19 protein-coding genes are annotated in these 24,171 nt (G+C 62.9%); 15 read left to right on the forward strand and 4 right to left on the reverse strand.

Features of this window, described 5'->3' with window-relative positions; genetic code table 11:
* The first annotated feature begins 158 nt into the window (after positions 1–158).
* The 3 genes from H0482_RS08300 to H0482_RS08310 all read left to right on the forward strand — a co-directional run bounded on the left by H0482_RS08300 (position 159) and on the right by H0482_RS08310 (position 5,043).
* Positions 159–836, forward strand: coding sequence for a GntR family transcriptional regulator (locus H0482_RS08300; RefSeq protein ID WP_193729558.1), 678 nt, complete (start codon positions 159–161; stop codon positions 834–836).
* An 88-nt stretch (positions 837–924) separates the two neighbouring features.
* On the forward strand, positions 925–1,899 hold the full coding sequence (locus H0482_RS08305) for an aldo/keto reductase (protein ID WP_193729559.1): 975 nt from the start codon (positions 925–927) through the stop codon (positions 1,897–1,899).
* A 237-nt stretch (positions 1,900–2,136) separates the two neighbouring features.
* On the forward strand, positions 2,137–5,043 hold the full coding sequence (locus H0482_RS08310; RefSeq protein WP_193729560.1) for an insulinase family protein: 2,907 nt from the start codon (positions 2,137–2,139) through the stop codon (positions 5,041–5,043).
* Between the two features lie 124 nt (positions 5,044–5,167).
* Here the strand turns inward: H0482_RS08310 and H0482_RS08315 are convergent, their stop codons facing one another.
* Positions 5,168–6,181, reverse strand: coding sequence for an alpha/beta hydrolase (locus tag H0482_RS08315; RefSeq protein WP_193729561.1), 1,014 nt, complete (start codon positions 6,179–6,181; stop codon positions 5,168–5,170).
* A gap of 130 nt (positions 6,182–6,311) precedes the next feature.
* On the opposite strand from H0482_RS08315, the gene H0482_RS08320 reads away from it, so the two are divergent.
* Genes H0482_RS08320 through H0482_RS17015 form a run of 3 tightly spaced genes read left to right on the forward strand, consistent with a single transcriptional unit; the run spans position 6,312 to position 9,192 of the window.
* Positions 6,312–7,316 carry a ligase-associated DNA damage response exonuclease gene (locus H0482_RS08320; RefSeq protein ID WP_193729562.1) on the forward strand — a complete coding sequence of 335 codons (1,005 nt, stop codon included), beginning with the start codon at positions 6,312–6,314 and terminating at the stop codon, positions 7,314–7,316.
* Positions 7,313–8,878: a cisplatin damage response ATP-dependent DNA ligase gene (locus H0482_RS08325; protein ID WP_193729563.1), complete on the forward strand. Its 1,566-nt coding sequence runs from the start codon at positions 7,313–7,315 to the stop codon at positions 8,876–8,878. Before H0482_RS08320 ends, H0482_RS08325 begins: the two co-directional genes overlap by 4 nt.
* Positions 8,879–8,880: 2 nt before the next feature.
* Positions 8,881–9,192 (forward strand): UvrB/UvrC motif-containing protein, encoded by a 312-nt coding sequence (locus H0482_RS17015; RefSeq protein ID WP_407925706.1) that lies wholly within the window; start codon positions 8,881–8,883, stop codon positions 9,190–9,192.
* Positions 9,193–9,208: 16 nt separating this feature from the next.
* On the opposite strand, the gene H0482_RS08335 is transcribed toward H0482_RS17015, so the two are convergent.
* Complete coding sequence (locus H0482_RS08335; RefSeq protein WP_193729769.1) at positions 9,209–9,589, reverse strand: MerR family transcriptional regulator; 381 nt, start codon at positions 9,587–9,589, stop codon at positions 9,209–9,211.
* A gap of 5 nt (positions 9,590–9,594) precedes the next feature.
* Positions 9,595–11,301 (reverse strand): long-chain-fatty-acid--CoA ligase, encoded by a 1,707-nt coding sequence (locus tag H0482_RS08340; RefSeq protein ID WP_193729564.1) that lies wholly within the window; start codon positions 11,299–11,301, stop codon positions 9,595–9,597.
* A 445-nt stretch (positions 11,302–11,746) separates the two neighbouring features.
* On the opposite strand from H0482_RS08340, the gene H0482_RS08345 reads away from it, so the two are divergent.
* The 9 genes from H0482_RS08345 (at position 11,747) to H0482_RS08385 (ending at position 23,567) form a co-directional block, all read left to right on the forward strand.
* Positions 11,747–14,212 carry an acyl-CoA dehydrogenase gene (locus tag H0482_RS08345; protein ID WP_193729565.1) on the forward strand — a complete coding sequence of 822 codons (2,466 nt, stop codon included), beginning with the start codon at positions 11,747–11,749 and terminating at the stop codon, positions 14,210–14,212.
* A 159-nt stretch (positions 14,213–14,371) separates the two neighbouring features.
* The gene (locus tag H0482_RS08350; protein ID WP_193729566.1) at positions 14,372–16,333 is read left to right on the forward strand and encodes a 3-hydroxyacyl-CoA dehydrogenase NAD-binding domain-containing protein; all 1,962 of its coding nucleotides are present in this window, start codon (positions 14,372–14,374) and stop codon (positions 16,331–16,333) included.
* 184 nt (positions 16,334–16,517) lie between these two features.
* Positions 16,518–17,804, forward strand: a complete 1,287-nt coding sequence (locus H0482_RS08355) for an acetyl-CoA C-acetyltransferase (RefSeq protein WP_193729567.1) — start codon at positions 16,518–16,520, stop codon at positions 17,802–17,804.
* The gene (locus H0482_RS08360; RefSeq protein WP_193729568.1) at positions 17,801–17,971 is read left to right on the forward strand and encodes a hypothetical protein; all 171 of its coding nucleotides are present in this window, start codon (positions 17,801–17,803) and stop codon (positions 17,969–17,971) included. The genes H0482_RS08355 and H0482_RS08360 overlap by 4 nt, the downstream gene beginning before the upstream one ends.
* 305 nt (positions 17,972–18,276) lie before the next feature.
* Positions 18,277–19,893, forward strand: a complete 1,617-nt coding sequence (locus tag H0482_RS08365; protein ID WP_230989510.1) for a peptide ABC transporter substrate-binding protein — start codon at positions 18,277–18,279, stop codon at positions 19,891–19,893.
* Between the two features lie 108 nt (positions 19,894–20,001).
* Positions 20,002–20,925 (forward strand): ABC transporter permease, encoded by a 924-nt coding sequence (locus tag H0482_RS08370; protein WP_193729569.1) that lies wholly within the window; start codon positions 20,002–20,004, stop codon positions 20,923–20,925.
* Positions 20,925–21,845, forward strand: coding sequence for an ABC transporter permease (locus H0482_RS08375; RefSeq protein WP_193729570.1), 921 nt, complete (start codon positions 20,925–20,927; stop codon positions 21,843–21,845). The genes H0482_RS08370 and H0482_RS08375 overlap by 1 nt, the downstream gene beginning before the upstream one ends.
* Positions 21,846–21,855: 10 nt before the next feature.
* Positions 21,856–22,698 (forward strand): ATP-binding cassette domain-containing protein, encoded by an 843-nt coding sequence (locus H0482_RS08380; protein WP_193729571.1) that lies wholly within the window; start codon positions 21,856–21,858, stop codon positions 22,696–22,698.
* On the forward strand, positions 22,695–23,567 hold the full coding sequence (locus H0482_RS08385) for an ABC transporter ATP-binding protein (protein WP_193729572.1): 873 nt from the start codon (positions 22,695–22,697) through the stop codon (positions 23,565–23,567). Before H0482_RS08380 ends, H0482_RS08385 begins: the two co-directional genes overlap by 4 nt.
* Here the strand turns inward: H0482_RS08385 and H0482_RS08390 are convergent, their stop codons facing one another.
* Positions 23,568–24,089 (reverse strand): response regulator, encoded by a 522-nt coding sequence (locus H0482_RS08390; protein ID WP_193729573.1) that lies wholly within the window; start codon positions 24,087–24,089, stop codon positions 23,568–23,570. It lies immediately after the preceding gene.
* Between the last annotated feature and the right edge of the window lie 82 nt (positions 24,090–24,171).

Genomic DNA, 24,171 nt, shown 5'->3' on the forward strand with positions numbered 1-24,171 from the left:
TATCTACCATACAAGATTGCGGAGTGGTATAGCTGTTTCCATGATCCCCATGCCGGTGGCGGAAATCGCCGCCGGAGCCGAGATTTCTGTGGAATCCGGCCCGGATGGGGGCGCATTGCGGCCATGGCCGCCCCATGGTCGCATAAAGGGAATCAGTCATGGCCAGCAGCGCGCCGGAAATAAACGAAGAGACCATGGCGATGCGGGTGGTCGCGGCTTTGCGCGACGAGATCGTCACCATGGCGCTCAAGCCGGGCGACGTGATTTCGGAAAGCGATATTGCCGGCCGCTATGGCGTGTCGCGCCAGCCGGTGCGCGAAGCCTTTATTCGTCTGGCGCAACAGGGATTGCTGTTGATCCGGCCCAAGCGGGCCACTGTGGTCAAGAAAATCTCGCCCGACGGGGTGCGCCAGAGCCGGTTCATCCGCGAAAGCATCGAGGTGGAAATCATCCGTCGGGTGGCCGGCGATCCGGGGCCGGAGGCGGCGGAGGTGCTGGCGGGGCTGATCGCCGACCAGGAACTCGCATCCGCCGCCCATGACAGCCGCCGCTTCCACATCCTGGACGAATTGTTCCATCGCAGCCTCGCCCGGCTGGCGGGGGTCGAATATGCGTGGCAATTGATCGACGACCACAAGATGCAACTCGACCGGGTGCGGTATCTGACGCTGGGCGTTTCCTCCAGCCAGCGGGCGATCGCCGAGCACAAGCGGATCGCCGAAGCGGTGGCCAAGGGCGATCCACTGGCGGCCGAAGCGGCCATGCGGGACCATCTGGCGCGGGCCGAAGTGTTGCTCACCCAGACCATCGAGGATTTTCCCGACTATTTCGAATAGGGCGCTCTGCCCGCTACCGACCCTTGTTCTCGAGGGGCGGGGCCAATAGGTTGCGCCCCAACAGCATCGTCCCGCCGGGAGAAGTCAGATGAAAACACGCCGTCTGGGCAAGACCGGATTTGAGGTGAGCGAGATCGGACTGGGCTGCTGGCAGCTCGGGGGCGATTTCGGGCCATTGGGCGATGAGACAGCCAAGGAAATTCTCGACGCGGCGCAGGATGCGGGCATTACCTTCTGGGACAGCGCCGATGTCTATGGAAATGGCCTCAGCGAAAGCCGCATCGGCGCCCATGCCAAGAGGGCGGGGGTCGTGGTCGCCACCAAGCTGGGCCGGTCGGGCGCGCTTTATCCCAATCATTACAGCAAGGATGGGCTGCGCCAGAGTCTGCTCGGCTCGGCGCAGAGGCTGGGCGTTGCGAGCCTCGACCTGGTGCAATTGCATTGCGTGCCGGGCGAAGTGCTGCGCGATGGCGCGATTTTCGGCTGGATGGACGAACTGGCCGCCGAGGGGCTGACGCGCCATTGGGGCGCCAGCGTCGAGACCATCGAGGAAGGACTGCTCTGTCTCGAGCAGCCCGGCTGCGCCAGTTTACAGATCATCTTCAACCTGTTCCGGCAGGACGCCGCCGAAATTTTGCTGCCTCGGGCGGCGGAGAAGGATGTCGGCATCATCGTGCGCCTGCCCCTGGCCTCGGGCCTGCTCAGCGGCAAGTTCTCCAAGGACAGCGTGTTCGAGCCTTCCGACCACCGCAATTACAATCGCGACGGGGCGGCGTTTTCGGTGGGCGAGACCTTTTCGGGCATTCCCTTCGATCGCGGCGTCGAACTGGTGCAGCAATTGCGCGGGCTCGCGCCCGAGGGCTTGAAGATGAGCCAGTTCGCCCTGCGCTGGATTCTCGACCATCCGCAGGTGTCCACGGTGATTGCCGGGGTGAGCAAGCCCGAACAGATCGCCGACAATGTCGCCGCCAGCGAGCGCAAGAGCCTGTTTCCGGCGCTGATGATGCAATTGGGCGAGTTTTATCGCACGGAAGTCAGGCCGGATATTCGCGGGGCGGTTTGAGCCTATCGCCGCTGATGGTCTTCATATCGGTCTTGAACTCGTCAGGCTGGCGCGAACGCTCCATTTAGTGCTTTGCGGCTTCGGAACCCCCACCCTAGCCCTCCCCTCAAGGGGGAGGGGACTGGATCGGGGCTCTCCCACGCGTCAATCATCTTGAATTTCGGTTCTGCCGAGGCCCTAGCGATCCTGTCTGCATGCACCTAACTTAGTGCTCTGAAAACCAAGAAGAGTAGCCTCATGTCCCACCCTGCCTTCACGCTCGTTCGTGACGAGAAAATCGCCGAGATCAATTCGGAGGCGCGGCTGTACCGGCACAACAAGACCGGGGCGGAGGTGCTGAGCCTCGTCAATGACGACGAGAACAAGGTGTTCGGCATCACCTTCAGGACGCCGCCCGAGGATTCGACCGGCATTGCTCATATCCTTGAGCATTCCGTGCTCTGCGGCAGCCAGAAATATCCGGTGAAGAAGCCCTTCGTGGAATTGCTCAAGGGCAGCATGCACACATTTCTCAATGCCATGACCTTCCCGGACAAGACGGCCTATCCGGTGGCCAGCCAGAACCTCAAGGATTTCTACAATCTGGTCGATGTCTATCTCGACGCCGTGCTGTTCCCGCTGATCACGCCGGAAACCTTCGAGCAGGAAGGCTGGCATTACGAACTGGACAATCCAGAGGCGCCGCTGGTCTACAAGGGCGTGGTGTTCAACGAGATGAAGGGCGTCTATTCCTCGCCCGATTCAGTGATGCACACACTGACCCAGAACGCGCTCTTTCCCGACACTACTTATGGCAAGTCGTCGGGCGGTGACCCCAAGGTCATTCCGGACCTGACCTATGAGCAGTTCAAAAACTTCCACCAGACCTATTATCACCCCTCCAATGCGCTGGTGGTGTTTTCCGGCGATGACGCGCCGGACAAGCGGCTCGACATTCTCGACGCCTATTTCAGCCGGTTCGAAAACAAGACGGTCGATGCCGAGGTGCATTTGCAGCCCCGCTGGAATGCGCCGCGCTCGGTTTCGGGCACTTATGCGGGCAATGTGGACGAAGAAAAGCGCCGTGACGGCATGGTCTCGGTCAATTGGATGCTCGATCCGCCCGAGGGGCGCGACGAGACGCTGAGCCATGGCATGCTGAGCTATCTGCTGGCCGGCAATGCGGCGGCCCCCTTGCGCAAGAAACTAACCGAAAGCGGGTTGGGCGAAGGCATGATCGGGGGCGGGATTTCGTCATATCTGCGCCAGCCCATGGCCGGGTTTGGGCTCAAGGGCGTCGATCCTGCCGATGCCGGCAAGATCGAGGCGCTGGTGCTGGAGACGCTGGCCGAGATCGCCGCGACGGGTTTTTCGGCCGAACAGGTGGAAGCGGCGGTCAATACGTTCGAATTCAATCTGCGCGAACAGAATACCGGCTCGCAGCCGCGCGGCATGAATTACATGTTCGGGGCGCTGGGCACGTGGCTGCATGGAGGCGATCCGCTGGCCCCGCTGCGCTTCGAGACGCCACTGGCTTCGCTAAAGAAAAAGGCGGCAGAGGGCCATTTCGAGGCCGAAATCCGCCGGCTCTTTCTCGACAATCCGCATCGGCTGACCAGCAGGCTCGAAGCCGATCCGGAGCAGGGCGAGCGCGAGGCCAGGGAAGAAGCCGACAGGCTGGCGGCGGTGCGGGACGGGTTGGATGCGACCCAGTTGCAGGCGCTTGTCGAGCGCACCGAGCGGCTGAAAGCCTTGCAGGAAAGCGTCGACAGGCCGGAAGACCTGGCCAAAATCCCGACGCTGACTCTGGCCGATCTCGACCGCGACATCCGCACGATCCCCACCGAGGAAAGCCGGATCGGAGGGGCGCGTTTGCTCTATCACCCGCTGCCGACGCTGGGGATCTTGTATCTCGATGTGGGGTTCGACCTGCATGCGCTGGACAAGGACATGCTGCCTTTTCTGCCGCTTTTCGGGCGCGCGCTATTGCAGACCGGCACGACCCGAGAGGATTTCGTGTCGCTGACCCAAAGGATCGGGCGGACCAGCGGCGGCATGGCCCAGCACCGGGCGCTGGCGACGCGGCAGGACGGGGAGGGCAGCGCCGCCTGGTTTTTCCTGTCCGGCAAGGCCGTGGCCGACAAATTCGCGCCCATGCTGGAGATTTTCAGCGATGTGCTGGGCGGTGCCCGGCTCGATAATCGCGACCGGTTCCGGCAGATGGCGCTGGAGGAAAAGGCCGGCTTCGAGGCGCGGCTGGTACCGGGGGGCAATGGCTTTGTCGATACCAGGATCAAGGCCGGGCTGACCGAGGCGGGCTGGATGGCCGAGCAGATGAGCGGCGTGTCCTATGGGCATTTCCTCAAGGAATTGGTGAAGCGGATCGACGCCGACTGGCCGGGCGTGGAAGCGATGCTCAATGCGATGCGCGAGCGCCTGTTCAAACGCGGCGGCATGGTGGTCAATCTCACCGCCGATGCGGGGCTGGCGGAAAAGGCGCGGGCCGAACTGGCCGGCTTTGTCGAGACGATGCCCGAAGGGGCCCTGCGCCCCGGCGACTGGAGCCATGATTTCGCCCCGAAGAATGAGGGCCTGGTGATCCCGGCCCAGGTCAACTACGTGGGCAAGGGCGCCAATCTCAAGGCGCTGGGCATTGCGCTCCGGGCTTCCTCGGCGGTGGCGTTGCGGCTGCTCAACACCACCTATCTCTGGGACAAGGTGCGGGTTCAGGGCGGGGCCTATGGCGGCTCGAGCCGCTTCGACCTCTCCTCGGGCAATTTCGCCTTTCTGTCCTATCGCGATCCCAACCTGCTCAAGACCATCGATGCCTATGACGGGGCGGCCAAGGCCCTGCGTGCGGAAATTGGGGAAACCGATCTGGTGCGTTCAGTCATCGGGGTGGTGGGCGATCTCGACCGACCCGAATTCGTCGATGCCAAGGGCTATTCGGCGATGTGGCGGATTCTCAACGGCACGACCGACGCGCTGCGTCAGCAGCGGCGCGACGAAATCCTGTCCACCTCGCGGGCGGATTTCCTGGCTCTCGCCGATGCGCTGGACGTGGTGGCAGCCAAGGGCCATGTCGTGGTGCTGGGCGGAGAAAGCGCCATCAATGGCGCCAATGCGCAAAGGCCGGGCCTGCTCGCAGTCAGCAAGGTGTTGTGAGGGGGAAGATGGATCACCGGGACAAGCCCGGTGATGACGATGGGAAAGAAATCCGGCGTCGCAATATCGCCTGCTCTCCCATCCGTCGTCATTGCCCGGCTTGTCCGGGCAATCCATTTCCACATCACTCGATCAGCGCCTGCGCCAGAAACGGCAGGGAAATGTCCATGCGGTAATCGACGCCGGAATGATTGTCGGCAAATTCCTCGTAGCGGTGGGTGATGCCCTGCGCTGCGAGCGCCTGATGGACGCGGCGGGTGCCGTAAAGGATGTTATATTGATCCTCGGTGCCGCAATCGAGGAAGAAGCCCTTGAGGCGGCCAATGGCGCCACCATGGGTTTTGACCATGCGGGCCGGATCCCAAGCGAGCCAATTGGTCCAGCGCTCCTCGATCAGTTCGCAGGTATCGAGCGTCACCGGCAGGCGCAGGCCGAGAAAGGCGTCCGGGTCCGGATCGGGATCGAAACTGGCGGCCTGGGCGAGGATCATCAGCACCATCGTGTCCTTGCCGTCGATCTTGGGCTTGGCCTCGAAAGCGTTAAGCCAGGCCTCGATCGAATTGGCATGCCGGGCCAGAGCCCGCAGGGTGGCGGGAAATTCGGGCAGGTAGAGATTTTCAAAGCCGGCATCGCCCGAATGGCTGGCGGCGGCGGCCCAGATGTCGGGATGGCGCATGGCATGGATCAGCGCGCCGAAGCCGCCCGAGGATTTGCCGAAGACGCCGCGCCGGCCAGTGCCGCCGCAATTGAAGCGGGCCTCGAGCTGGGGCAGCATTTCGGCGATGAGGAAGTCCTCGTAATTGCCGAGAATGGGCGAGTTCACATATTGATTGCCCCCGAGGCGGGAATAGCAATCGGGGAAAGCGACGACGACCGGGGCCATGAGGCCATCGCCGATCAGCCGGTCAAGGCGCTCGGGGACGTTTTCGGTAAAGCTCTTCCAGGCGGTATGAGCGGGCCCGCCCGCCGTATAGCCGACCAGATCGACCAGAAGCGGCAGGCCCGAGCCGTCATGGCCATGGGGGATATAGACATCGACGATGCGCGTCGTGGGATCGCCCAGAAGATTGCCGGAAAGGGCCTTGCTGTCGATGGCGAGGCGGTGGACCGTGCCGGCGGGATGATTGGTCTTGCGCATGAGGAAGTCTCCTTGAGTTGCAGAATTTTAGGTCATGGCGTGAGGATGGCAAGGGAGGAGCGCTCAGCGTTCGATTGCGCCGTTGCGGCGCGTGATGAACCGGAACCCTGGGCGAATCGTTGAAGATGCCATGACGGAGCCCATTCTCACCCGCGACCTCTACGTTCCCAGCATCGATGCCTGGATCGATCCCGGCGAGCCCCGCAAACGGGCGATCATCACCCATGGCCATGCCGATCATGCGCGCTCCGGCCATGGCGCGGTGCTGGCGACGCCGGAAACCATTGCCATCATGAAGGTGCGCTATGGCGAGGATTGCGCCGGTCGGTTCGAAGCGCTCGATTTCGGCGAGAGCCTGCGGATCGACGAGACCTTGGTCAGCCTGCATCCGGCCGGCCATATCCTGGGTTCAGCGCAGGTGCGGATCGAAGTCGGGGGGCAGCGGGCGCTGGTGACCGGCGATTACAAGCGCCTGCCGGACCGCACCGCGGAAGCCTATGAGGCGGTGCCCTGCGATCTCATGATCACCGAGGCGACGTTTGGCCTGCCGGTCTTCCAGCATCCCAGGCCCAGCGAGGAGATTGCCCGGCTGCTGAAATCGGTCGCGGCGCAGCCCGAGCGCTGCCATCTCGTGGGCTGCTATGCGCTGGGCAAGGCGCAAAGGGTGATCGCGCTCCTGCGCGATGAAGGCTGGGACGCACCAATTTATCTTCATGGGGCGATGATCCGGCTCTGCGCACTTTATGAGGAGCTGGGCGTCAAACTGGGCGAACTGCTCCCGGCGACCGGCATGGACAAGGCGGCGATGGCGGGGCAGATCGTCATCGCGCCGCCTTCGGCCATTCGCGACCGCTGGAGCCGGCGCTTTCCCGATCCGGTGGTCTGCCAGGCGTCGGGCTGGATGAGCATCAAGCAGCGGGCGCGCCAGGCCTTGGTGGAATTGCCGCTGGTGATCTCGGACCATTGCGATTGGGGGGAACTCACCCAATCGATAAGCGAAAGCGGTGCGTCCAAGGTCTGGGTGACGCATGGGCGCGAGGACGGGCTCGTCCATTGGTGCCGCCAACAGGGGCTCACCGCCGAACCGCTGGCGCTGCCGGGGCTGGACGATGATGGCGGGGAGGGCGGGGAATGAAGCGTTTCGCCGACCTGCTGGAATTGCTGGCCCTCACTCCGTCGCGGACACGCAAGATCGCCGCGCTGGCGCAATATTTCGCCGAAGTGGAGGACCCCGACCGCGGGCTGGCGCTGGCCGTGCTGACCGGCGAACTCGATATTGCCAATGTGAAGCCGGCGCTGCTCAAGCAGGTGGTGCTGGGGGAAGTGGATGAGACCCTGTTTGCCCTGTCCTATGATTATGTGGGCGATCTGGGCGAGACCATCGCGCTGATCTGGCCGCATCATGGCGGGGCCGAACTGCCCCCGCTGAGCGCGCTGGTGGACCTGCTCAACCGGACGAGCAAGACGGAGCTGCCGCGGGTGATCGCTGATCTGCTGACGCGGGCGGCGATCCATGAGCGCTGGGCGCTGGTCAAGCTGGCGACCGGGGCCCTACGCATCGGCATATCGGCGCGGCTGGCCAAGACGGCGCTGGCGCAGATGAGCGGGGTGGACTTGCAGGCCATCGAGGAGGTCTGGCACGGGCTGAAGCCGCCCTATCAGGCGCTTTTCTCCTGGCTCGAGGGGCGGGCCGGGCGGCCGGATATCGACCATGCGGCGCGGTTTCATCCGCTCATGCTGTCCAACCCGGTCGAAGAGCGAGATTTCGACAAGCTCGATCCCGCCCATTTCGCCGCCGAGTGGAAATGGGACGGCATCCGCGTGCAATTGGTATTGGGCGAGGGCGGTGTCTCGCTGTTCTCGCGCACCGGCGATGATATCGGCGCCAGCTTTCCCGACGTCACCGGGGCGGCGATGGGCCGGGCGGTGCTGGACGGGGAATTGCTGGTGGGGCACGATTTCGAGGCAAAAAGCTTCAACGACCTGCAGCAGCGGCTCAACCGCAAGCTGGCCCTGCCCAAACAGATGCAGGACTTGCCGGCCTTCGTGCGGGTCTATGACATGCTGTTTGCGGGCGACGAGGATATTCGTCCCCTGGGCTGGGAAGCGCGGCGGGCGCGGCTCGAAGACTGGTTCGCGAGCAATCCGCAGACGCGGCTGGACCTTTCCGAAGTGCTGCCCTTCGGCGCCTGGGACGAGCTGGCGGGCCTGCGGCGCGTCGGGGCAGAAAGCCATGGCCACGAAGGAGTAATGATCAAGCTGCGGACGGCCCCCTATGTGCCGGGCCGGCCCAAGGGCTATTGGTACAAGTGGAAGCGCGACCCCAATATCGTCGATGCGGTGCTGATGTATGCGCAGCGCGGCCATGGCAAGCGCAGCTCGTTCTATTCGGACTATACGTTCGGGGCCTGGAAGGGCAATGAGATCGTGCCCATCGGCAAAGCCTATTTCGGGTTTACCGACGAGGAATTGAAACAGCTCGACCGCTGGATCAGGGCCAATACGATTGCCGCTTTCGGGCCGGTGCGGGAAGTGAAGAAAGAATTGGTGTTCGAGGTGGCTTTCGACAGCGCGCAAAGAAGCGGACGGCACAAATCCGGCGTGGCGCTGCGGTTTCCGCGCATCAGCCGGATAAGATGGGACAAGCCGGCCGCAGAGGCGGCGCGGCTCGAGGAAATAGAAGCCTTGGTGGGATAATCATGTCATCGCGCAGCAATCATCAGCGGCTCATGGCGCTGGAAAGCCAAATGGAGAAGGCCGCTTCGGATTTCGACTTCGAATTGGCAGCACAGCTACGAGACGAGATTGCCCGGCTGCGGGGCGAGGATGCCGAAGCCAGCCTCGTTCTCGATGATGCGGGCGAACCCATCGAAGTGACGGTGGGGCAGGCGCCGCCCGGGCAGATCGGGCTCGGCTCCAATGCTCCCCTGCGCCAGCCGCCCAAGGGCTGGGTGAAGCCGAAAAAGCCAGATCTGATGACCAGGAATGTGAAGGGGCGGGGCGGGCGCTGACCCCCGCCAGGCAGTGTCAGGACTTCGCCTGACGTCTATCGGCCAGGTCGCGGATTTCCCGCAATTCGCGGATGGTGATGTCGAGGTCGTCGCGCTGGCGTTCGAGCAAAGCGATGCGTTCATCGACCTTTTCGGTGAGCAGATTGACCTGCTGAGTGCGGTCGGCGTCGTAGAGGCTGAGATAGTCGGAAATGTCGCGCAGGGAAAAGCCGAGACGCTTGCCGCGCAGGATCAGCAATAGCCGGGCGCGGTCGCGGCGGCGGAAGATGCGGGTGGCGCCCACTCTCTCGGGAGAGAGCAGGCCCTTGGATTCATAGAAGCGGATGGCGCGGGTGGAGATGCCGAACTCCTTGGCAAGGTCGGCAATGGCAAACAGATCCCGGCCCTCTGGTTCCATCCTGTTCACCGCTTTGCGCCTTTGTTTTGCGCATATTCCTCGCGCAATTCCTTCTTGGACAGCTTGCCGATCAGGGTCTTGGGCAGCGCGTCCTTAAAGATGATTTCCCGCGGCATCTCGATCTTGTTGAGCGTGCCGTTGAGGAAGGATTTGAGATCGGCCTCGCTGGCCGACTGGCCCGCCTTGAGCTTGATAAAGGCGATGGGGGCCTCGCCGCGATATTCGTCGGGTACGCCGATGACATTGACCTCCTCGACCGCCGCATGGGCCATCAATGCTTCCTCGATGACGCGGGGATAGACGTTGAAGCCCGAGCAGATGATCAGATCCTTGATGCGATCGACGAGGAAGACATAGCCCTCTTCGTCCATGTGCCCCACATCGCCGGTGCGCAGCCAGCCATCCATGAACACGTCCCGGCTCGCCTCCGCATTGTCGTAATAGCCCAACATGACCTGCGGGCCCTTGACCTGAAGTTCGCCATTCTGGCCGATGCCGACGACTTCGCCGCTATCGACATCGACGAAGCGGATGTCGGTGCCGGGCAGGGGCAGGCCGATGGACATGGGCTTGGAGGGCTTGCGCAGGGCGGCGCAGCAGACGACGGGCGAGGTTTCGGTCAGGCCATAGCCTTCGGCGAGGATGGCTTTGGAGGATTTTTTGGCAAAGGCGTGGCGCACTTCATCGGGCAGGGCGGCGCCGCCGGAAATGGCCACTTCCAGACTGGCGAGCTGTTCGGGGGTGACGCTGTCGGCGCGGGCCACGGCATTGAGCAGGGTGGGCACGGAGGGCAGGATATTGGCCTTGGTGCGGGCGAAGACGCCGAGCAGATCCTTGAGCTCGAAGCGCGGCAGCATGATCACCGGAATACCATTGCTCAGCGGCACGTTGAGGCAGACGGTCATGGCGAAGATGTGGAAGAAAGGCAGGACGGCAATGACCTTGGAGGGGGCATAGAACAGCCCGTCCCCCCATTTGTCGATCTGGCTGACATTGGCCGAAATATTGGCGTGGCTGAGCAGCGCTCCCTTGGGGATGCCGGTCGTGCCGCCGGTATATTGCTGGATGGCGATGTCCTTGCGCGGATCGATGGCCACGACGCCGGGCTTGTCGCCGCGCGCCAGCAGGCTTTCAAACGAGACGATCCGGTCCGAATAGACCGGCCTGGCCAGATCCTTGCGCTTGGCGATGGAGAACAGGATTTTCTTGACCGTCGGCAGCGCATTGGGGAAGTGGGCGACGATCAGCGTCTTGGCGTGGCCGGCCTTTTGCAGCGCCTCGCCCTTTTCGTAGATCTGCCGCAGATCGAGCGTCACCATGATCTCGGCGCCGGCATTGGCGACGATATGGGTGAGTTCGGGCACGGTATAGAGCGGGTTGCAATTGACTACGGTGCCCCCGGCCCGCAACACGCCATAATAGGCAATGGGGTAGAAGGGCGTATTGGGCAGCATCAGTGCCACGCGCGTGCCCTTCTTGACGCCGAACTGCGATTGCAGGGCGCCGGCAAAGGCGTTGATGCGCTGGGCCAGTTCGCCAAACGTGGTGGTGCCGCCGAGAAAATCGAGCGCCGGCGCGCCTGGGTTTTTGGCGCAGGCGGCCAGAACCTGTTCATGGACGGGGGTCTCATCGATCCTGGCGTGCCAGTCGATCCCCTCGGGATAGCTGGCAATCCAGGGACGTAGGCTGTCCTGGCCGGCACTCGTGTCCATATCGTTTCCTCCTCCAATGTCTCTCATTGCGAGAGCGGCGGGTTTTCCCCGATTGCGGCCGGCAGGCCGGCATGCGGAAACTATTCCATTTGTTAACGTTAGCGTCAATTCGGTGCCGGACAGGAATCGACAGCTATTGTCGAGAAGTAGACGCAATGGTCTTCTAGTTGACGTATAGGTCAATTCAGGTAAACTGACCCTATGTGAGAGCCCCTTGCCGCGCTATGGTGTGGCGCAAGCAAGGGAAGGCCGGACCGATTCCGATCGGCGCCGGTCCGGGACCGAATCTCCGGCGCGTTTGAGGAAAACGCCGAAGGGGTGCGGGTTTCGTATGTCGCGCTTTTGCGACCCAGGAGCGGTGATCGCTCCGGCCGAAGGCGCTCGGAAGGAATGGCGGCAACGTTCCTGTCTTGTGGATCGTTCCCGTCCGAGGAGGATGAGGGCGATGATCCTTTTGCTGGTACTGATCAGTCTTGTCGTGTTTGCGACCATGTCGATGCGGGAGAGCCCGCTCTGGCAATGGGGCGCGGCCTTCGTCATTATCGGGCTGCTGTCCGGCCTCGATTTCACCCAGGCGGGGGCAATCTATCGCCTTGGCTGGTTCGCCTTTGTGCTGATCGGCCTCGGCGCGGTGCTCCTGGTGCTGGCGGTCAGGCCGCTTCGCATGGCGCTCCTGCTGCCGCCGATCTATGGGGCGGTCAAATCCATCCTGCCCAGGGTCAGCCGCACCGAGCAGGAAGCGCTCGATGCCGGCACGGTGGGCTGGGATGCCGAATTGTTTTCCGGCCGGCCCGACTGGGACAAGCTGATGAAGATCCGGCCCCTGACGCTGAGCGCCGAGGAGCAGGCTTTTCTGGACAACGAGACTGAAATCGCCTGCCGGATGATCGACGATTGGGACATCAGGCACAATCGCGCGGACCTCTCGCCGGAGCTTTGGGATTTCCTCAAGACCAAGGGTTTCCTCGGCATGCTGGTCGGCAAGGAGCATGGTGGCCTCGGCTTTTCGGCGCAGGCGCAATCCATGATCGTCTCCAAGATCGCCAGCCGCTCGGTGGCGGCGGGGATTACCGTCATGGTGCCCAATTCGCTCGGGCCTGGCGAATTGCTGGAAAAATACGGCCTGCCCGAGCAGAAGGAAAAATATCTCCATCGTCTCGCCAGTGGCCAGGAAGTGCCGTGCTTCGCGCTGACCGGGGTGCATTCGGGCTCCGATGCCGGGGGCATGCGCGACATCGGCGTCATCACCAAGGGCATGCATGAGGGCAGGGAAGTGCTGGGCGTCCGTCTCAGCTTCGACAAGCGCTATATTACCCTCGCGCCCATCGCCACGCTGGTGGGCCTGGCCTTCCTGCTCAAGGATCCGGATAATCACCTGGGGCGCGGCGAGGATATCGGCATCACCCTGGCGCTGATCCCGCATGACCATCCCGGTCTCGATATCGGTCGCCGCCATTATCCGGCGCGGCAGGCTTTCATGAACGGGCCGGTGCGTGGCAAGGACGTGTTCATCCCCATGGATTTCCTCATCGGGGGCACTGAATATGCCGGGCAGGGCTGGCGCATGCTGATGGAATGCCTCTCGACCGGGCGCGCCATTTCGTTGCCGGCCATCGGCACGACCTCGATCAAGGCAACCTTGCGCGCCACTTCGGCCTATGCGCGGGTGCGCCGGCAATTCGGCATTCCGGTGGGGATCATGGAAGGGGTGGCCGAGCCTTTGGGCGAGATGGTCAAGCGCGCCTATATGTTCGAGGCGACGCGGCGGCTGACTGCCTCGATGGTGGATGAGGGCCAGCGCCCCGCCGTCATTGCGGGCCTGCTCAAATATACCACGACCGAAGCCATGCGCGACAGCATGGACGACGCCTTCGACATCCAGGGCGGCCGCGCCATCCAGGACGGGCCGGGCAATTACCTGTTCGGCGCCTATCAGGCGCTGCCAGTGGCGATCACGGTGGAGGGCGCCAATATCCTCACCCGCACGCTGATGACCTTCGCGCAGGGTGTGCTGCGCGCCCATCCCTATCTGCTGAGCGAAATCCAGGCGGCGCAGAACAAGGACAAAAAGGCGGGCCTTGCCGCTTTCGATCTGGCCTTTGGCGGCCATACCAAGTTCATGCTGCGCAATATCGTGGCCAGCTTCCTGCACGGGCTCACCAATGGCGCTTTCGCCTCGACGCCCAATGAAGGGCCGATGGCGCGCTGGTATCGGCGGCTGCATCGCTATGCGCAGGATTTTGCGCTGGTGGCGGACTGGACGACGGTGGTTCTGGGCGGGGCGCTCAAGCGCAAGCAGAAACTTTCGGGCCGCATGGCGGACCTGCTGGGCGAGCTTTACCTGATGTCGGCGACGCTCAAGCGCTTCGACGAGGAAGGGCGGATCGAAGAGGACCGGGAACTGGTCGATGCGATCATGACCGACCGGGTGGCCACTATCGAACGTCTTTTCGGCGAGGTCTTCGCCAATTTCCCCAATCCGGTCTTTGCCAATGCCATGCGCTTCCTCTGCTTCCCGCTGGGACGGCATGCCAGGCGCGCTTCGGACCGGGTCAATTACCGCTTCGCGCGCGCCGTTCTGCGACCCGGCGCCTTCCGCGACCGGCTGACCACCGGCGTCTATATGACCAACGATCCCGACGATGTGACCGGGGTGCTCGAGGACGCCTTCATCAAGGTGACCGAGGCCGAGGAGATCGAGGCCCGCTTCATCAAGGCGGCGCGCAAGGGCGTGTTCGAGCGCCGGCTCGACCGCGATGCCATCGACGATGCCGTGGCGGCCGGCGTGCTCAACGGCAATGAAGCGGGCATCATGCGGGCGGCGGACGAGGCCACCGAAAGGGCGGTGCATGTCGACGATTTCGAAATGGACGTGCTCAAGGAAACCCCGCCGCGCGCGGCGGCGGAATAGGGGCCATATTCCGGGCTGTCCTCGGGGTTGACCCGGGGACCATTGAAAGCCGGCGGAATGCTGCAAATGACCCTCGGGTCAAGCCCGAGGGCAGCACAATGGAGGTGGGAGCACCTCGACAAGACTATCGGTGAAAAGCCGAAAGATTGAGGAGCAAAAATGATCGCCCCACAGGCTACCGAGACGAAACATTGGAGCTTCCATACCGATCTCGAAAAGATCGGCTGGCTGATCATCCATTCGCCCGAAGGTTCAGTGAATGTGCTGAGCCGCGAGGCGATCATGGAGCTTGAGACGCTGGTGGCGCGGATCGAGGATCTGGCGTCATCGGGCGAAGTTTTGGGCGTGGCTCTGCTCTCGGGCAAGGATAGCGGCTTCATCGCCGGGGCCGATGTCAGCGAATTCGACGCGATGAGCGATTTTTCGGTGCTGCCGGATGCGCTGAGGCGCACCCATGCCCTGTTCGCCCGGATCGAGAGCCTCAAGGTGCCGGTAGTGGCCGGTATCCATGGCTTCTGCCTCGGCGGCGGGCTGGAACTGGCGCTGGCCTGCCATTACCGCATCGCCGTCAATGATGACAAAACCCGTATCGGTTTCCCCGAGGTCAATCTGGGCATTTTCCCCGGCTTCGGCGGCACCGGTCGCTCGATCCGCCAGGCGGGTCCGGTCGATGCCATGAGCATCATGCTGACCGGCAAGATGTTGCGGGCCGGGGCGGCGCGCGGGCTCAACCTCGTCGATAAACTGGTGCGCCATCGCGACATGTTGGCTTGGGAAGCCCGCAAGGCGGTGCTTTCCAGGCGCAAATCGGAGCAAGCGTCGCTCAGCAAGAGATTGATGGCGGTGGGACCGCTGCGCAGCTATGTGGCCGGCAAGATGCGGGAACAGGCGGGCAAGAAGGCGCGCAAGGAGCATTATCCCGCGCCCTATGCGCTGATCGAGCTGTTCGAAAAGCACGGCAATGACTGGCGGGCCATGATCCGCGGCGAGGTCGATGCCTTTGTGCCGCTGATGGGTTCGCCCACGGCGGCCAATCTGCGCCGGGTGTTCTTCATCTCGGAAAGCCTCAAGAAACAGGGCATCAAGGGCGCCAAATTCGCCCGTGTGCATGTGATCGGCGCCGGGGTCATGGGCGGGGACATCGCCGCCTGGTGCGCCTATCGCGGGATGAGCGTGACCTTGCAGGATCTGGACATGGCGCGCATCCAGCCGGCGCTGGACCGGGCGAAAAAGCTGTTTCAGAAGCGCTACAAGAAAAAGCGCGAAGTCGATGCGGCCATGCTGCGGCTGACCGCCGACCCGCAGGGGCTGGGCGTGCCGCGCGCCGATGTGATCATCGAGGCGGTGGTGGAAAAGCTCGAGGTCAAGCAGGCAATCTTTTCGGGGCTGGAAGACCGGCTCAAGCCCGGCGCGATCCTGGCCACCAATACCTCCTCTATTGAACTCGAACGCATTGCCGAGGTGCTCAAGGACAAGGGGCGGCTGATCGGGCTGCATTTCTTCAATCCGGTGGCGCAATTGCCGCTGGTCGAGGTGATCCGCTCGCGCTTCAATTCCGAAGAAGCCATCGGCAAGGGTGCAAGCTTCGCCCAGGCCATCGGCAAGTCGCCGGTCGTGGTCAAGTCGGCCCCCGGTTTTCTCGTCAACCGCGTGCTCATGCCCTATATGCTGGGCGCGGTGGAGCGGGTGGAAAAGGGCGAGAGCAAGGAATTGCTCGACGCGGCGGCCGTCGCCTTCGGCATGCCGATGGGGCCGATCGAGCTCATGGACACGGTGGGGCTCGATGTCGGCAAGTCGGTGGCGACCGAACTGGGCCATGACGTGCCCGAGGGTAGTCTTTTCGCGCGGCTGATCGCATCGGGCAAGCTGGGCCGCAAGAGCAATGAGGGCTTCTACAAATGGGAGAAGGGCAAGGCCATCAAGGGCCCGGTGCCGCCCCATGCCGACCTCGCCGCGCTGGGGCGCGAATTGGTCAAGCCCTTGGTGGACATGACCGAAGTGGTGGTGACGGAGGGCGTCGTCGCCTCGCCTGACCTGGCCGATATCGGGGTCATCATGGGAACCGGCTTCGCGCCCTTCCTCGGCGGCCCGATGAAGGCGCGCGCGGATGGGCGGGCGTGATGGATATGTTTCAATTGTGTGCAGGATCGCTCCCCTCCCCCTTGAGGGGAGGGGCCAGGGGTGGGGGTTGCGGCCTCACCGCGAGTTCGGAACCTGTGGACAGGCTTGCCCCCCCTCCCTTGATCCCTCCCCTCAAGGGGGAGGGAGACGCAGGAACCGACGCATCGGCGATGGAGAATTGAAAATGACCGAACTCAAGCGCGTTGCCATTGTCGGCTCGGCCCGTATTCCCTTCGCTCGTGGCGGTACTGCCTATGTGGAGGAGACCAATCTTTCCATGCTGGGCACGACCATTGCCGGGCTGGCCGATAAATATGGCCTCAAGGGCGAGAAGGTGGATGAGGTGATCGCCGGGGCGGTGATCAACCATTCGCGCGATTTCAACATTGCCCGCGAGGCGCTGCTCGATGCCGGCCTGTCGCCGCGCACGCCCGGCACCACCATGCAGATCGCCTGTGGCACCAGCTTGCAGGCGGCCCTGGTGCTGGCGGGCAAGATCGCCTCGGGACAGATCGACAGCGGCATCGCCGCCGGATCGGACAGCGTTTCGGACAGCCCCATCGTCTTCGGTCCGAAATTCCAGCACCGGCTGCTCAATGCCAATGCCGCCAAAAGCACGGGGCAGAAGCTCAAGGCCTTCACCAAGGGCTTTTCCTTCGGCGAATTGGCTCCGGTGGCGCCTTCGGTCAACGAGCCGCGCACCGGCCTCTCCATGGGCCAGCATTGCGAATTGATGGCGCGGGAATGGCAGATTGCGCGCGAGGATCAGGATGCGCTGGCAGTGGCCAGCCATCGCAATGCCGCCGCCGCCTATGACGAGGGTTTCCACGACGACCTGCTGGTGCAATGCGCCGGTCTGGTACGGGACAACAATGTGCGCGCCGACGCCAATATGGAAAAGATGGCGACGCTGAAGCCCGCCTTCGACAAGAAAAGCGGGTTGGGCACGCTGACCGCCGGCAATTCGACGCCGCTGACCGATGGCGCATCGGGCGTGCTGCTGGCGTCGGAGGACTGGGCGAAGGCAAGGGGCCTGCCAGTCCTGGCCTATCTGACCACCGGGCGGGTGGCGGGCAATGATTTCGCCCATGGGGAGGGCCTGCTCATGGCCCCCACGATCGCCGTTTCCGAAATGCTCGACAAGGCGGGGCTCGGCTTTGCCGACATCGATTATTTCGAATTGCACGAAGCCTTTGCGGCGCAGGTCCTGTGCACGCTCAAGGCGTGGAAAGACCCGGCCTATTGCCGCGACGTGCTGGGACGCGAGACGGTGCTGGGCGAGATCGATCCCGCCCGGATCAATGTCAAGGGATCGAGCCTGGCCTATGGTCATCCTTTTGCCGCTACCGGAGCCCGCATTCTCGGCCTCACCGCCAAGCTGGTGTCCGGGCAGGCGAACAAGCGGGCCTTGATCTCGGTATGCACAGCCGGTGGCATGGGCGTCGCGGCTCTGGTAGAAAGTGCGGCATGAGCGATAATGTCATCAAGTTCCGGCGCCCCGAAAAGCCCAATGAAAAGTCCAAGGACCAGCCGGCGAAGACGCCGGGTGGGGCTATGCCCTCCTGGCTGCCCTTCGCGCTGCTGTTCGCATTGGCGCTGATCATCTTTTTTGCACAGGGCAGCGGCATTCTGTCCTAAAGGCGAGCGGTTGCGGGGAGGGACGCACTTGCGCCTGCCGCTGGAACCAACGATGAAATTGGCATGAATTTCTATTAAGTGGCGTCGGCGCGCAAAGCCGTGCTCTTTTTGATGTCGCCTGCGGGTTCACAATCGGGCGGCGGATGACGTTTGGGTCAATCTTTTGCTTGTCAGTGGACGGATTTGCGGGATACCGTCCATCAATCTTGATCGGTCGGTCAAAACGACCTCAAGCGAGATAGACCTGCGCCATGAATGCGCGGGCAAAAGGCATTTCAGGAATTCCACAAGGAGATGGGACGAGAATGAAGCTCACCACAACCCTTAAGGCGGTAACGACCGCTGGCGCCCTCGCGCTGATGATGAGCACCGCCGCATCTGCGGTGACGCTGCAGCTGCACAATGGCGGCGATCCGGGCACGCTCGACCCGCACAAGGCATCCGGTGACTGGGAAAACCGCGTCATCGGCGACTATATCGAAGGCCTCCTTACCGAGAGCCCGAGCGCCGACGCCATTCCGGGCCAGGCCGAGAGCTGGGAAATTTCCGAGGACGGCACGGTCTATACGTTCCACCTGCGCGACGGCATCCAGTGGTCCGACGGTACGCCGGTGACCGCGGGCGACTTCGTCTTCGCTTTCCAGCGCCTGTTCGATCCCAAGACTGCCGCCGATTATGCCTATCTGCAGTTCCCGATCCTCAATGCAGAAGCCATCAATTCGGGCGAGCTCACCGATTTCAACGAGCTGGGCGTCAAGGCCCTCGACGACAAGACGCTCGAAATCACCCTCAATGCCTCGACCCCGTTCTTCCTCGAAGCGCTGACCCATTACACCGCCTATCCGGTTCCCCGCCATCTGGTGGAAAAGCTGGGCGATGAGTGGACCAAGGTCGAGAACATCGTCGGCAACGGCCCCTACCTGGTCAAGGAATGGCTGCCGGGCTCCTATGTCCGTTCCGAAAAGAACGACGACTATTACGATGCTGCCAATGTGCAGATCGATGAGGTCTATTATCACGTCCTGGAAGATCAGGCCGCTGCACTCAACCGCTACCGCGCGGGCGAGTTCGACATCCTGACCGATTTCCCGGCCGACCAATATCAGTGGCTCGAGGAAAACATGCCCGGTCAGGCGCATGTGACCCCGTTCCTGGGCATCTATTACTACGTGATGAACCAGGAAGAGGGCCAGGTTCTCTCCGACATCCGTATCCGCGAAGCGCTTTCGACCACTATCGTGCGCGACGTGATCGGGCCCGATATCCTGGGCACCGGCGAATTGCCGGCCTATGGCTGGGTGCCGCCGGGCGCCGCCAATTATGTCGAGCATGCCTATCATCCCGCCTGGGCCGACGTGGCTTATGACGAGCGCGTCGAAAAGGCCAAGGCGCTGATGACCGAAGCCGGTTACGGCCCGGACAAGCCGCTGACCCTGCAGCTGCGCTACAACACCAACGACAACCACCAGCGTATCGCTGTGGCGCTTGCCGCCATGTGGGAGCCGATTGGCGTCAAGATCGAGCTGTTCAACGCCGAAACCGCCGTTCACTACGACGCCCTGCGTGTCGGTGACTTCCAGGTGGGCCGCGCCGGCTGGCTGATGGACTATAACGATCCGTCCAACACGCTCGACCTGCTCAAGACCGGTGTCGACCAGGGCGGCACGATAAACTGGGGCAACAATTACGGCCGCTATTCGAACGCCGAGTTCGATGCGCTGCTGAACCAGGCCTCAACCGAACTGGATCTGACCGCACGCGGTCAGTTGCTGGCCGATGCCGAAAAGATCGCCATGGACGAATTCGCTGCCATCCCGATCTACTGGTATGTGTCCAAGGATGTCGTCTCGCCGAAGATTTCGGGCTTTGAAGAAAACCCGAAGAACATCTTCCGCACCCGCTGGCTGTCCAAGTCGGAATAAGCGGTAGACCTTTAAAACCGTGGGGGCCTCTGGTCCCCACGGTTCTTTTGTCCGTGTGGCGCGTTTCCTCCGCTTTGACGTCGCGCCCCGGCCATGGAGTTCCGAATAATGCTGGCTTATGCCCTCAGGCGTGTGCTGTCGGCCATTCCGATTGCGCTGATCGCCGTTACGGCCTGTTTCTTCATTCTGCGCCTGGCCCCCGGCGGTCCGTTCGATGGTGAACGCGCCCTGCCGCCGACCGTGCTGGCCAATCTGCGCGCGCACTACAATCTCGATCAGCCGCTGATCGTGCAATATTTCATCTATGTGTGGCGCCTGCTGCAGGGCGATCTCGGTCCCTCCATGGTGATCGATGGCTTCAATGTCAGCCAGTTGATCTCCATCGGCTTCCCGTTCACGCTGACCATGGCGCTGGTGGCCTTCGTCATCGCGACCTTTGTGGGCATGCTGGCCGGCATGGTCGCCGCCGTCTATCAGAACAAATGGCCCGATTATGTGCTGGTTCTGGGCGTGATGGTGGGCGTGCTGATCCCCAATTTCCTCATGGCGGCTCTGCTTCAGCTCTGGTTCGGCGTCTATCTCAAATGGCTGCCGGCCGGTGGTTGGGTCAATGGCAGCTGGCTGCATCTGGTCCTGCCGGTCACGGTGCTGGCCTGGCCCCATGCCGGCCGCATCTCGCGCCTCATGCGCGGCTCGATGATCGAGGTGCTGGGTTCCAATTATGTGCGCACGGCGCGGGCCAAGGGCCTGGGCGAGCGCCTAGTGGTAGCCCGGCATGCGATCAAGCCGGCGCTGCTGCCCGTAGTCTCATATCTGGGGCCTGGCCTGTCCTATCTCCTCACCGGCTCGCTGGCGGTGGAACAGGTGTTCGGCCTGCCCGGCATCGGCAAATATTTTGTGACCGCGGCGCTCAACCGCGACTATGGCGTCGTGCTGGGCACGACGATTCTGTACATGTTCATCATTCTCGCCCTCAACCTGATCGTCGATCTGGTCTATGCGTGGCTCGACCCCAAGGTGAGGTATCGCTGATGCCTGGATTGACTGGCAAGGACCAGGTTCTCACCGCCTATGCGAACAAGCTGGCCAGCCTCGACGCTCCCAAGGGGCGCTCGCTGACCCAGGATGCGCTGGGCCGGCTCGCCCGCAACAAGGCTGCCGTTATCTCCATCGCCATCCTGGTACTGATCGTCATCGTGGCGATCCTGGGCCCCTATTTCGTGCCTTGGGGCTATTCCCAGGTCGACTGGAGCAATATCCGCAAGCCGCCCAATTTCGAGGCGGGCCATTATCTGGGCACCGACCAGAATGGCCGCGACATGCTGGCCCGCGTGCTGCAGGGCACGCAGATGAGCCTGATCGTGGCGCTGGTGGCGACGGTGGTGTCGGTGACCATCGGTGTCGTCTATGGCGCGGTCGCGGGTTATTTCGGCGGCCGGGTCGATGCGATCATGATGCGCTTCGTCGATATCATGTATGCGCTGCCCTATATCCTGTTCGTCATCATTCTGGTGGTGATGTTCGGGCGCAATCCGGTGCTCTTGTTCATCGGCATCGGCGCCATCGAATGGCTGACCATGGCGCGCATCGTGCGCGGGCAGACCCTGTCGATCAAGGAAAAGGAATTCGTCGAGGCGGCGCGGGCCGGCGGGGTGAAGCCCTTCACCATCATCATGCGCCATATCGTGCCCAACCTGACCGGGCCGGTGGTGATCTATGCGACGCTGACCATTCCCGAAATCATCATCGCCGAGAGCTTCCTCTCCTATCTCGGCCTGGGGGTGCAGGAGCCGCAGACCTCGCTGGGGACGCTGATTTCCGCCGGTGCGCCGGTGGCCGAAGTGATGCCCTGGCTGCTGCTGGCGCCCGCCATTGTGCTGGTGACGCTGCTGTTCTGCCTTACCTATATCGGCGACGGGCTGCGCGATGCGCTCGATCCCAAGGACCGATAGGACTGGAAAGATGACCTTACTCGAAGTCAAAAATCTGAAGGTGGATTTCACCACTCAGGATGGGATCGTCAACGCGGTCAAGGATCTCAGCTATTCGCTCGACAAGGGCAAGACCCTCGCCATCGTGGGCGAGAGCGGCTCGGGCAAGACCCAGGGAGCCTTCGCCATTCTGGGGCTCCTGCCCAAGAACGGCAAGGCGTCCGGATCGGTCCGGTTCGACGGCAAGGAAATCCTCAATTTGCCGCGCAAGCAGATGAATGCCTATCGCGCCCAGCGCATCGGCATCATCTTCCAGGACCCGATGACCTCGCTCAATCCCTATCTGCGCATTTCGCGGCAGATGACCGAAGTGCTCGAATTGCACAAGGGCATGAGCCATTCGGCCGCGATAGCGGAAAGCGTGCGGCTGCTCGACGCGGTGCGGATCACCGATGCGGCCAATCGTATCCACATGTATCCGCATGAATTTTCCGGCGGCATGCGCCAGCGCGTGATGATCGCCATGGCGCTGCTGTGCAGCCCCGAATTGTTGATCGCGGACGAGCCGACCACCGCGCTCGACGTGACGGTGCAGGCCGGCATCATCGATCTTCTGGTCGATCTGCAGGAAGATTTCGGCACCGCCATCGTGCTGATCACCCATGATCTGGGCATCGTGGCCGGCACCTGCGAGAACACGCTGGTGATGTTCGACGGGCGCGTCATGGAATATGGCAAGACCGAAGACATTTTCGAGCGGGCCGAGCATCCCTATACGCAAGGGCTGCTCGCCGCCCTGCCGCGCCTCGACAAGAAGGTCGATCGGCTCTCCACCGTGTCCTATGATTTCATGACGGGAGCGCGCCAGGCATGAGTGAGAAAGAACCCATTCTCAAGGTCCGCGACCTGTCCGTGGAATTCAATCTTCCGGGCGGGAGCCTGTTCGGGCCCAAGCGCATCCTCAAGGCGGTCAAGTCCGTGTCCTTCGACCTCTATCAGGGGGAAACGCTGGGCATTGTGGGGGAAAGCGGCTCGGGCAAATCTACCCTGGCGCGCGCCATTACCCGGCTGGTGCAGGCCAGCGGCGGGGAATCGGTGTGGCTGGGCCAGGATGTCCAGAAGATGAGCTCCAAGCAATTGCTGGCCCTGCGCAAGGACATCCAGATGGTGTTCCAGGACCCGCTGGCCTCGCTCAATCCACGCATGACCGCCGGCGCCATCATTGCCGAGCCGCTGCGCACCCATTCACCCGAAGTGGGCAAGCCCGAGCGCATGGCGCGCGTGGCGGAAATGATGGACAAGGTCGGGCTGTCCCCGGCCATGATCAACCGCTATCCGCACGAATTTTCCGGCGGGCAGTGCCAGCGCATCGGCATTGCCCGGGCGCTGATCACCCGGCCCAGGCTGGTGGTCTGCGACGAAGCGGTTTCGGCGCTCGACGTATCGATCCGGGCGCAGGTCATCAATCTATTGATGGATCTGCAGAAGGATCTGGGCATTTCCATGCTGTTCATCTCCCATGACATCGCCGTGGTGCGCCATATCGCGCAGCGCGTTCTGGTGATGTATCTGGGCGAGGTGGTGGAATTGGGCGATGCCGAACAGGTCGTGTCCAATCCGCAGCACGAATATACCAAGAAGCTGATCGCCGCCGTGCCGGTTCCCGATCCCAAGGTGGAGATGGAGCGGCGCGAAGTGCGGCGGCGGATGCGCCGGGAGGCGGCGGCGGCCAGCGCCGCCTGATCAGTCCTGGTCCGGCGCGTCGTTGGTGGCCCGCCGGTCCTTTTCACCGATGTCGAGCTTGCGGCGGCGGCGGTCGGGGCCCTTATAGGCCTCGGCCTCGATAAAGGCGCGCGGATTGGCGCTGATGCTGTCGAGCCGGGCCCGCAAATGGTCGGCGGCGAAGGGTTTGCGCAGAAATTCGGTGACGCCGGCATCGCGCGCTGCGGTGATGCGGCTGGCATCGGGGGCAGCGGCCATCATGATGACCGGGGTGAGGCGGTTGCGGCCATCGGGGCTGGAGCGGAGGCGCCGCACCAGCTCGATGGCGTCGGGATTGCTGACCGCGTCGTCGATGATGATGACATCATAGACCCGCCGGTCCAGTTCGATCGCAGCCTGGGCGCCGTTTTCGGCCACCCTGATGTCGCGGCGGCCGATGGCGCGCAGCATGCTCGCGACCAGCGCGGACATATTGGGTTGCGGGTCGATGATCAGAACGCCGTGATTGGTGATGGTTTCGGTGGCCATGAGCAGGTCGCGCAAGAGGTCTTTGCCGCCAGTCTAGGCGATGCGCGTTAACGCGGTGCAAAAGGCAAAAACCGCAAGCGCGCGCGTTGACAGGGCG

It is taken from the genome of Devosia faecipullorum (assembly GCF_015158295.1).
In the GTDB taxonomy this organism is placed as follows: domain Bacteria; phylum Pseudomonadota; class Alphaproteobacteria; order Rhizobiales; family Devosiaceae; genus Devosia; species Devosia faecipullorum.

Bases quoted from the DNA above. Each gene is read 5' to 3' on its own strand.
- H0482_RS08365 (WP_230989510.1), top strand. From the start codon at position 18,277: ATGAAGCTCACCACAACCCTTAAGGCGGTAACGACCGCTGGCGCCCTC.
- H0482_RS08360 (WP_193729568.1), top strand. From the start codon at position 17,801: ATGAGCGATAATGTCATCAAGTTCCGGCGCCCCGAAAAGCCCAATGAA.
- H0482_RS08345 (WP_193729565.1), top strand. From the start codon at position 11,747: ATGATCCTTTTGCTGGTACTGATCAGTCTTGTCGTGTTTGCGACCATG.
- H0482_RS08380 (WP_193729571.1), top strand. From the start codon at position 21,856: ATGACCTTACTCGAAGTCAAAAATCTGAAGGTGGATTTCACCACTCAG.
- H0482_RS08315 (WP_193729561.1), bottom strand. From the start codon at position 6,181: ATGCGCAAGACCAATCATCCCGCCGGCACGGTCCACCGCCTCGCCATC.
- H0482_RS08300 (WP_193729558.1), top strand. From the start codon at position 159: ATGGCCAGCAGCGCGCCGGAAATAAACGAAGAGACCATGGCGATGCGG.
- H0482_RS08325 (WP_193729563.1), top strand. From the start codon at position 7,313: ATGAAGCGTTTCGCCGACCTGCTGGAATTGCTGGCCCTCACTCCGTCG.
- H0482_RS08370 (WP_193729569.1), top strand. From the start codon at position 20,002: ATGCTGGCTTATGCCCTCAGGCGTGTGCTGTCGGCCATTCCGATTGCG.
- H0482_RS08355 (WP_193729567.1), top strand. From the start codon at position 16,518: ATGACCGAACTCAAGCGCGTTGCCATTGTCGGCTCGGCCCGTATTCCC.
- H0482_RS08375 (WP_193729570.1), top strand. From the start codon at position 20,925: ATGCCTGGATTGACTGGCAAGGACCAGGTTCTCACCGCCTATGCGAAC.
- H0482_RS08335 (WP_193729769.1), bottom strand. From the start codon at position 9,589: ATGGAACCAGAGGGCCGGGATCTGTTTGCCATTGCCGACCTTGCCAAG.
- H0482_RS17015 (WP_407925706.1), top strand. From the start codon at position 8,881: ATGTCATCGCGCAGCAATCATCAGCGGCTCATGGCGCTGGAAAGCCAA.
- H0482_RS08350 (WP_193729566.1), top strand. From the start codon at position 14,372: ATGATCGCCCCACAGGCTACCGAGACGAAACATTGGAGCTTCCATACC.
- H0482_RS08305 (WP_193729559.1), top strand. From the start codon at position 925: ATGAAAACACGCCGTCTGGGCAAGACCGGATTTGAGGTGAGCGAGATC.
- H0482_RS08310 (WP_193729560.1), top strand. From the start codon at position 2,137: ATGTCCCACCCTGCCTTCACGCTCGTTCGTGACGAGAAAATCGCCGAG.
- H0482_RS08320 (WP_193729562.1), top strand. From the start codon at position 6,312: ATGACGGAGCCCATTCTCACCCGCGACCTCTACGTTCCCAGCATCGAT.
- H0482_RS08385 (WP_193729572.1), top strand. From the start codon at position 22,695: ATGAGTGAGAAAGAACCCATTCTCAAGGTCCGCGACCTGTCCGTGGAA.
- H0482_RS08340 (WP_193729564.1), bottom strand. From the start codon at position 11,301: ATGGACACGAGTGCCGGCCAGGACAGCCTACGTCCCTGGATTGCCAGC.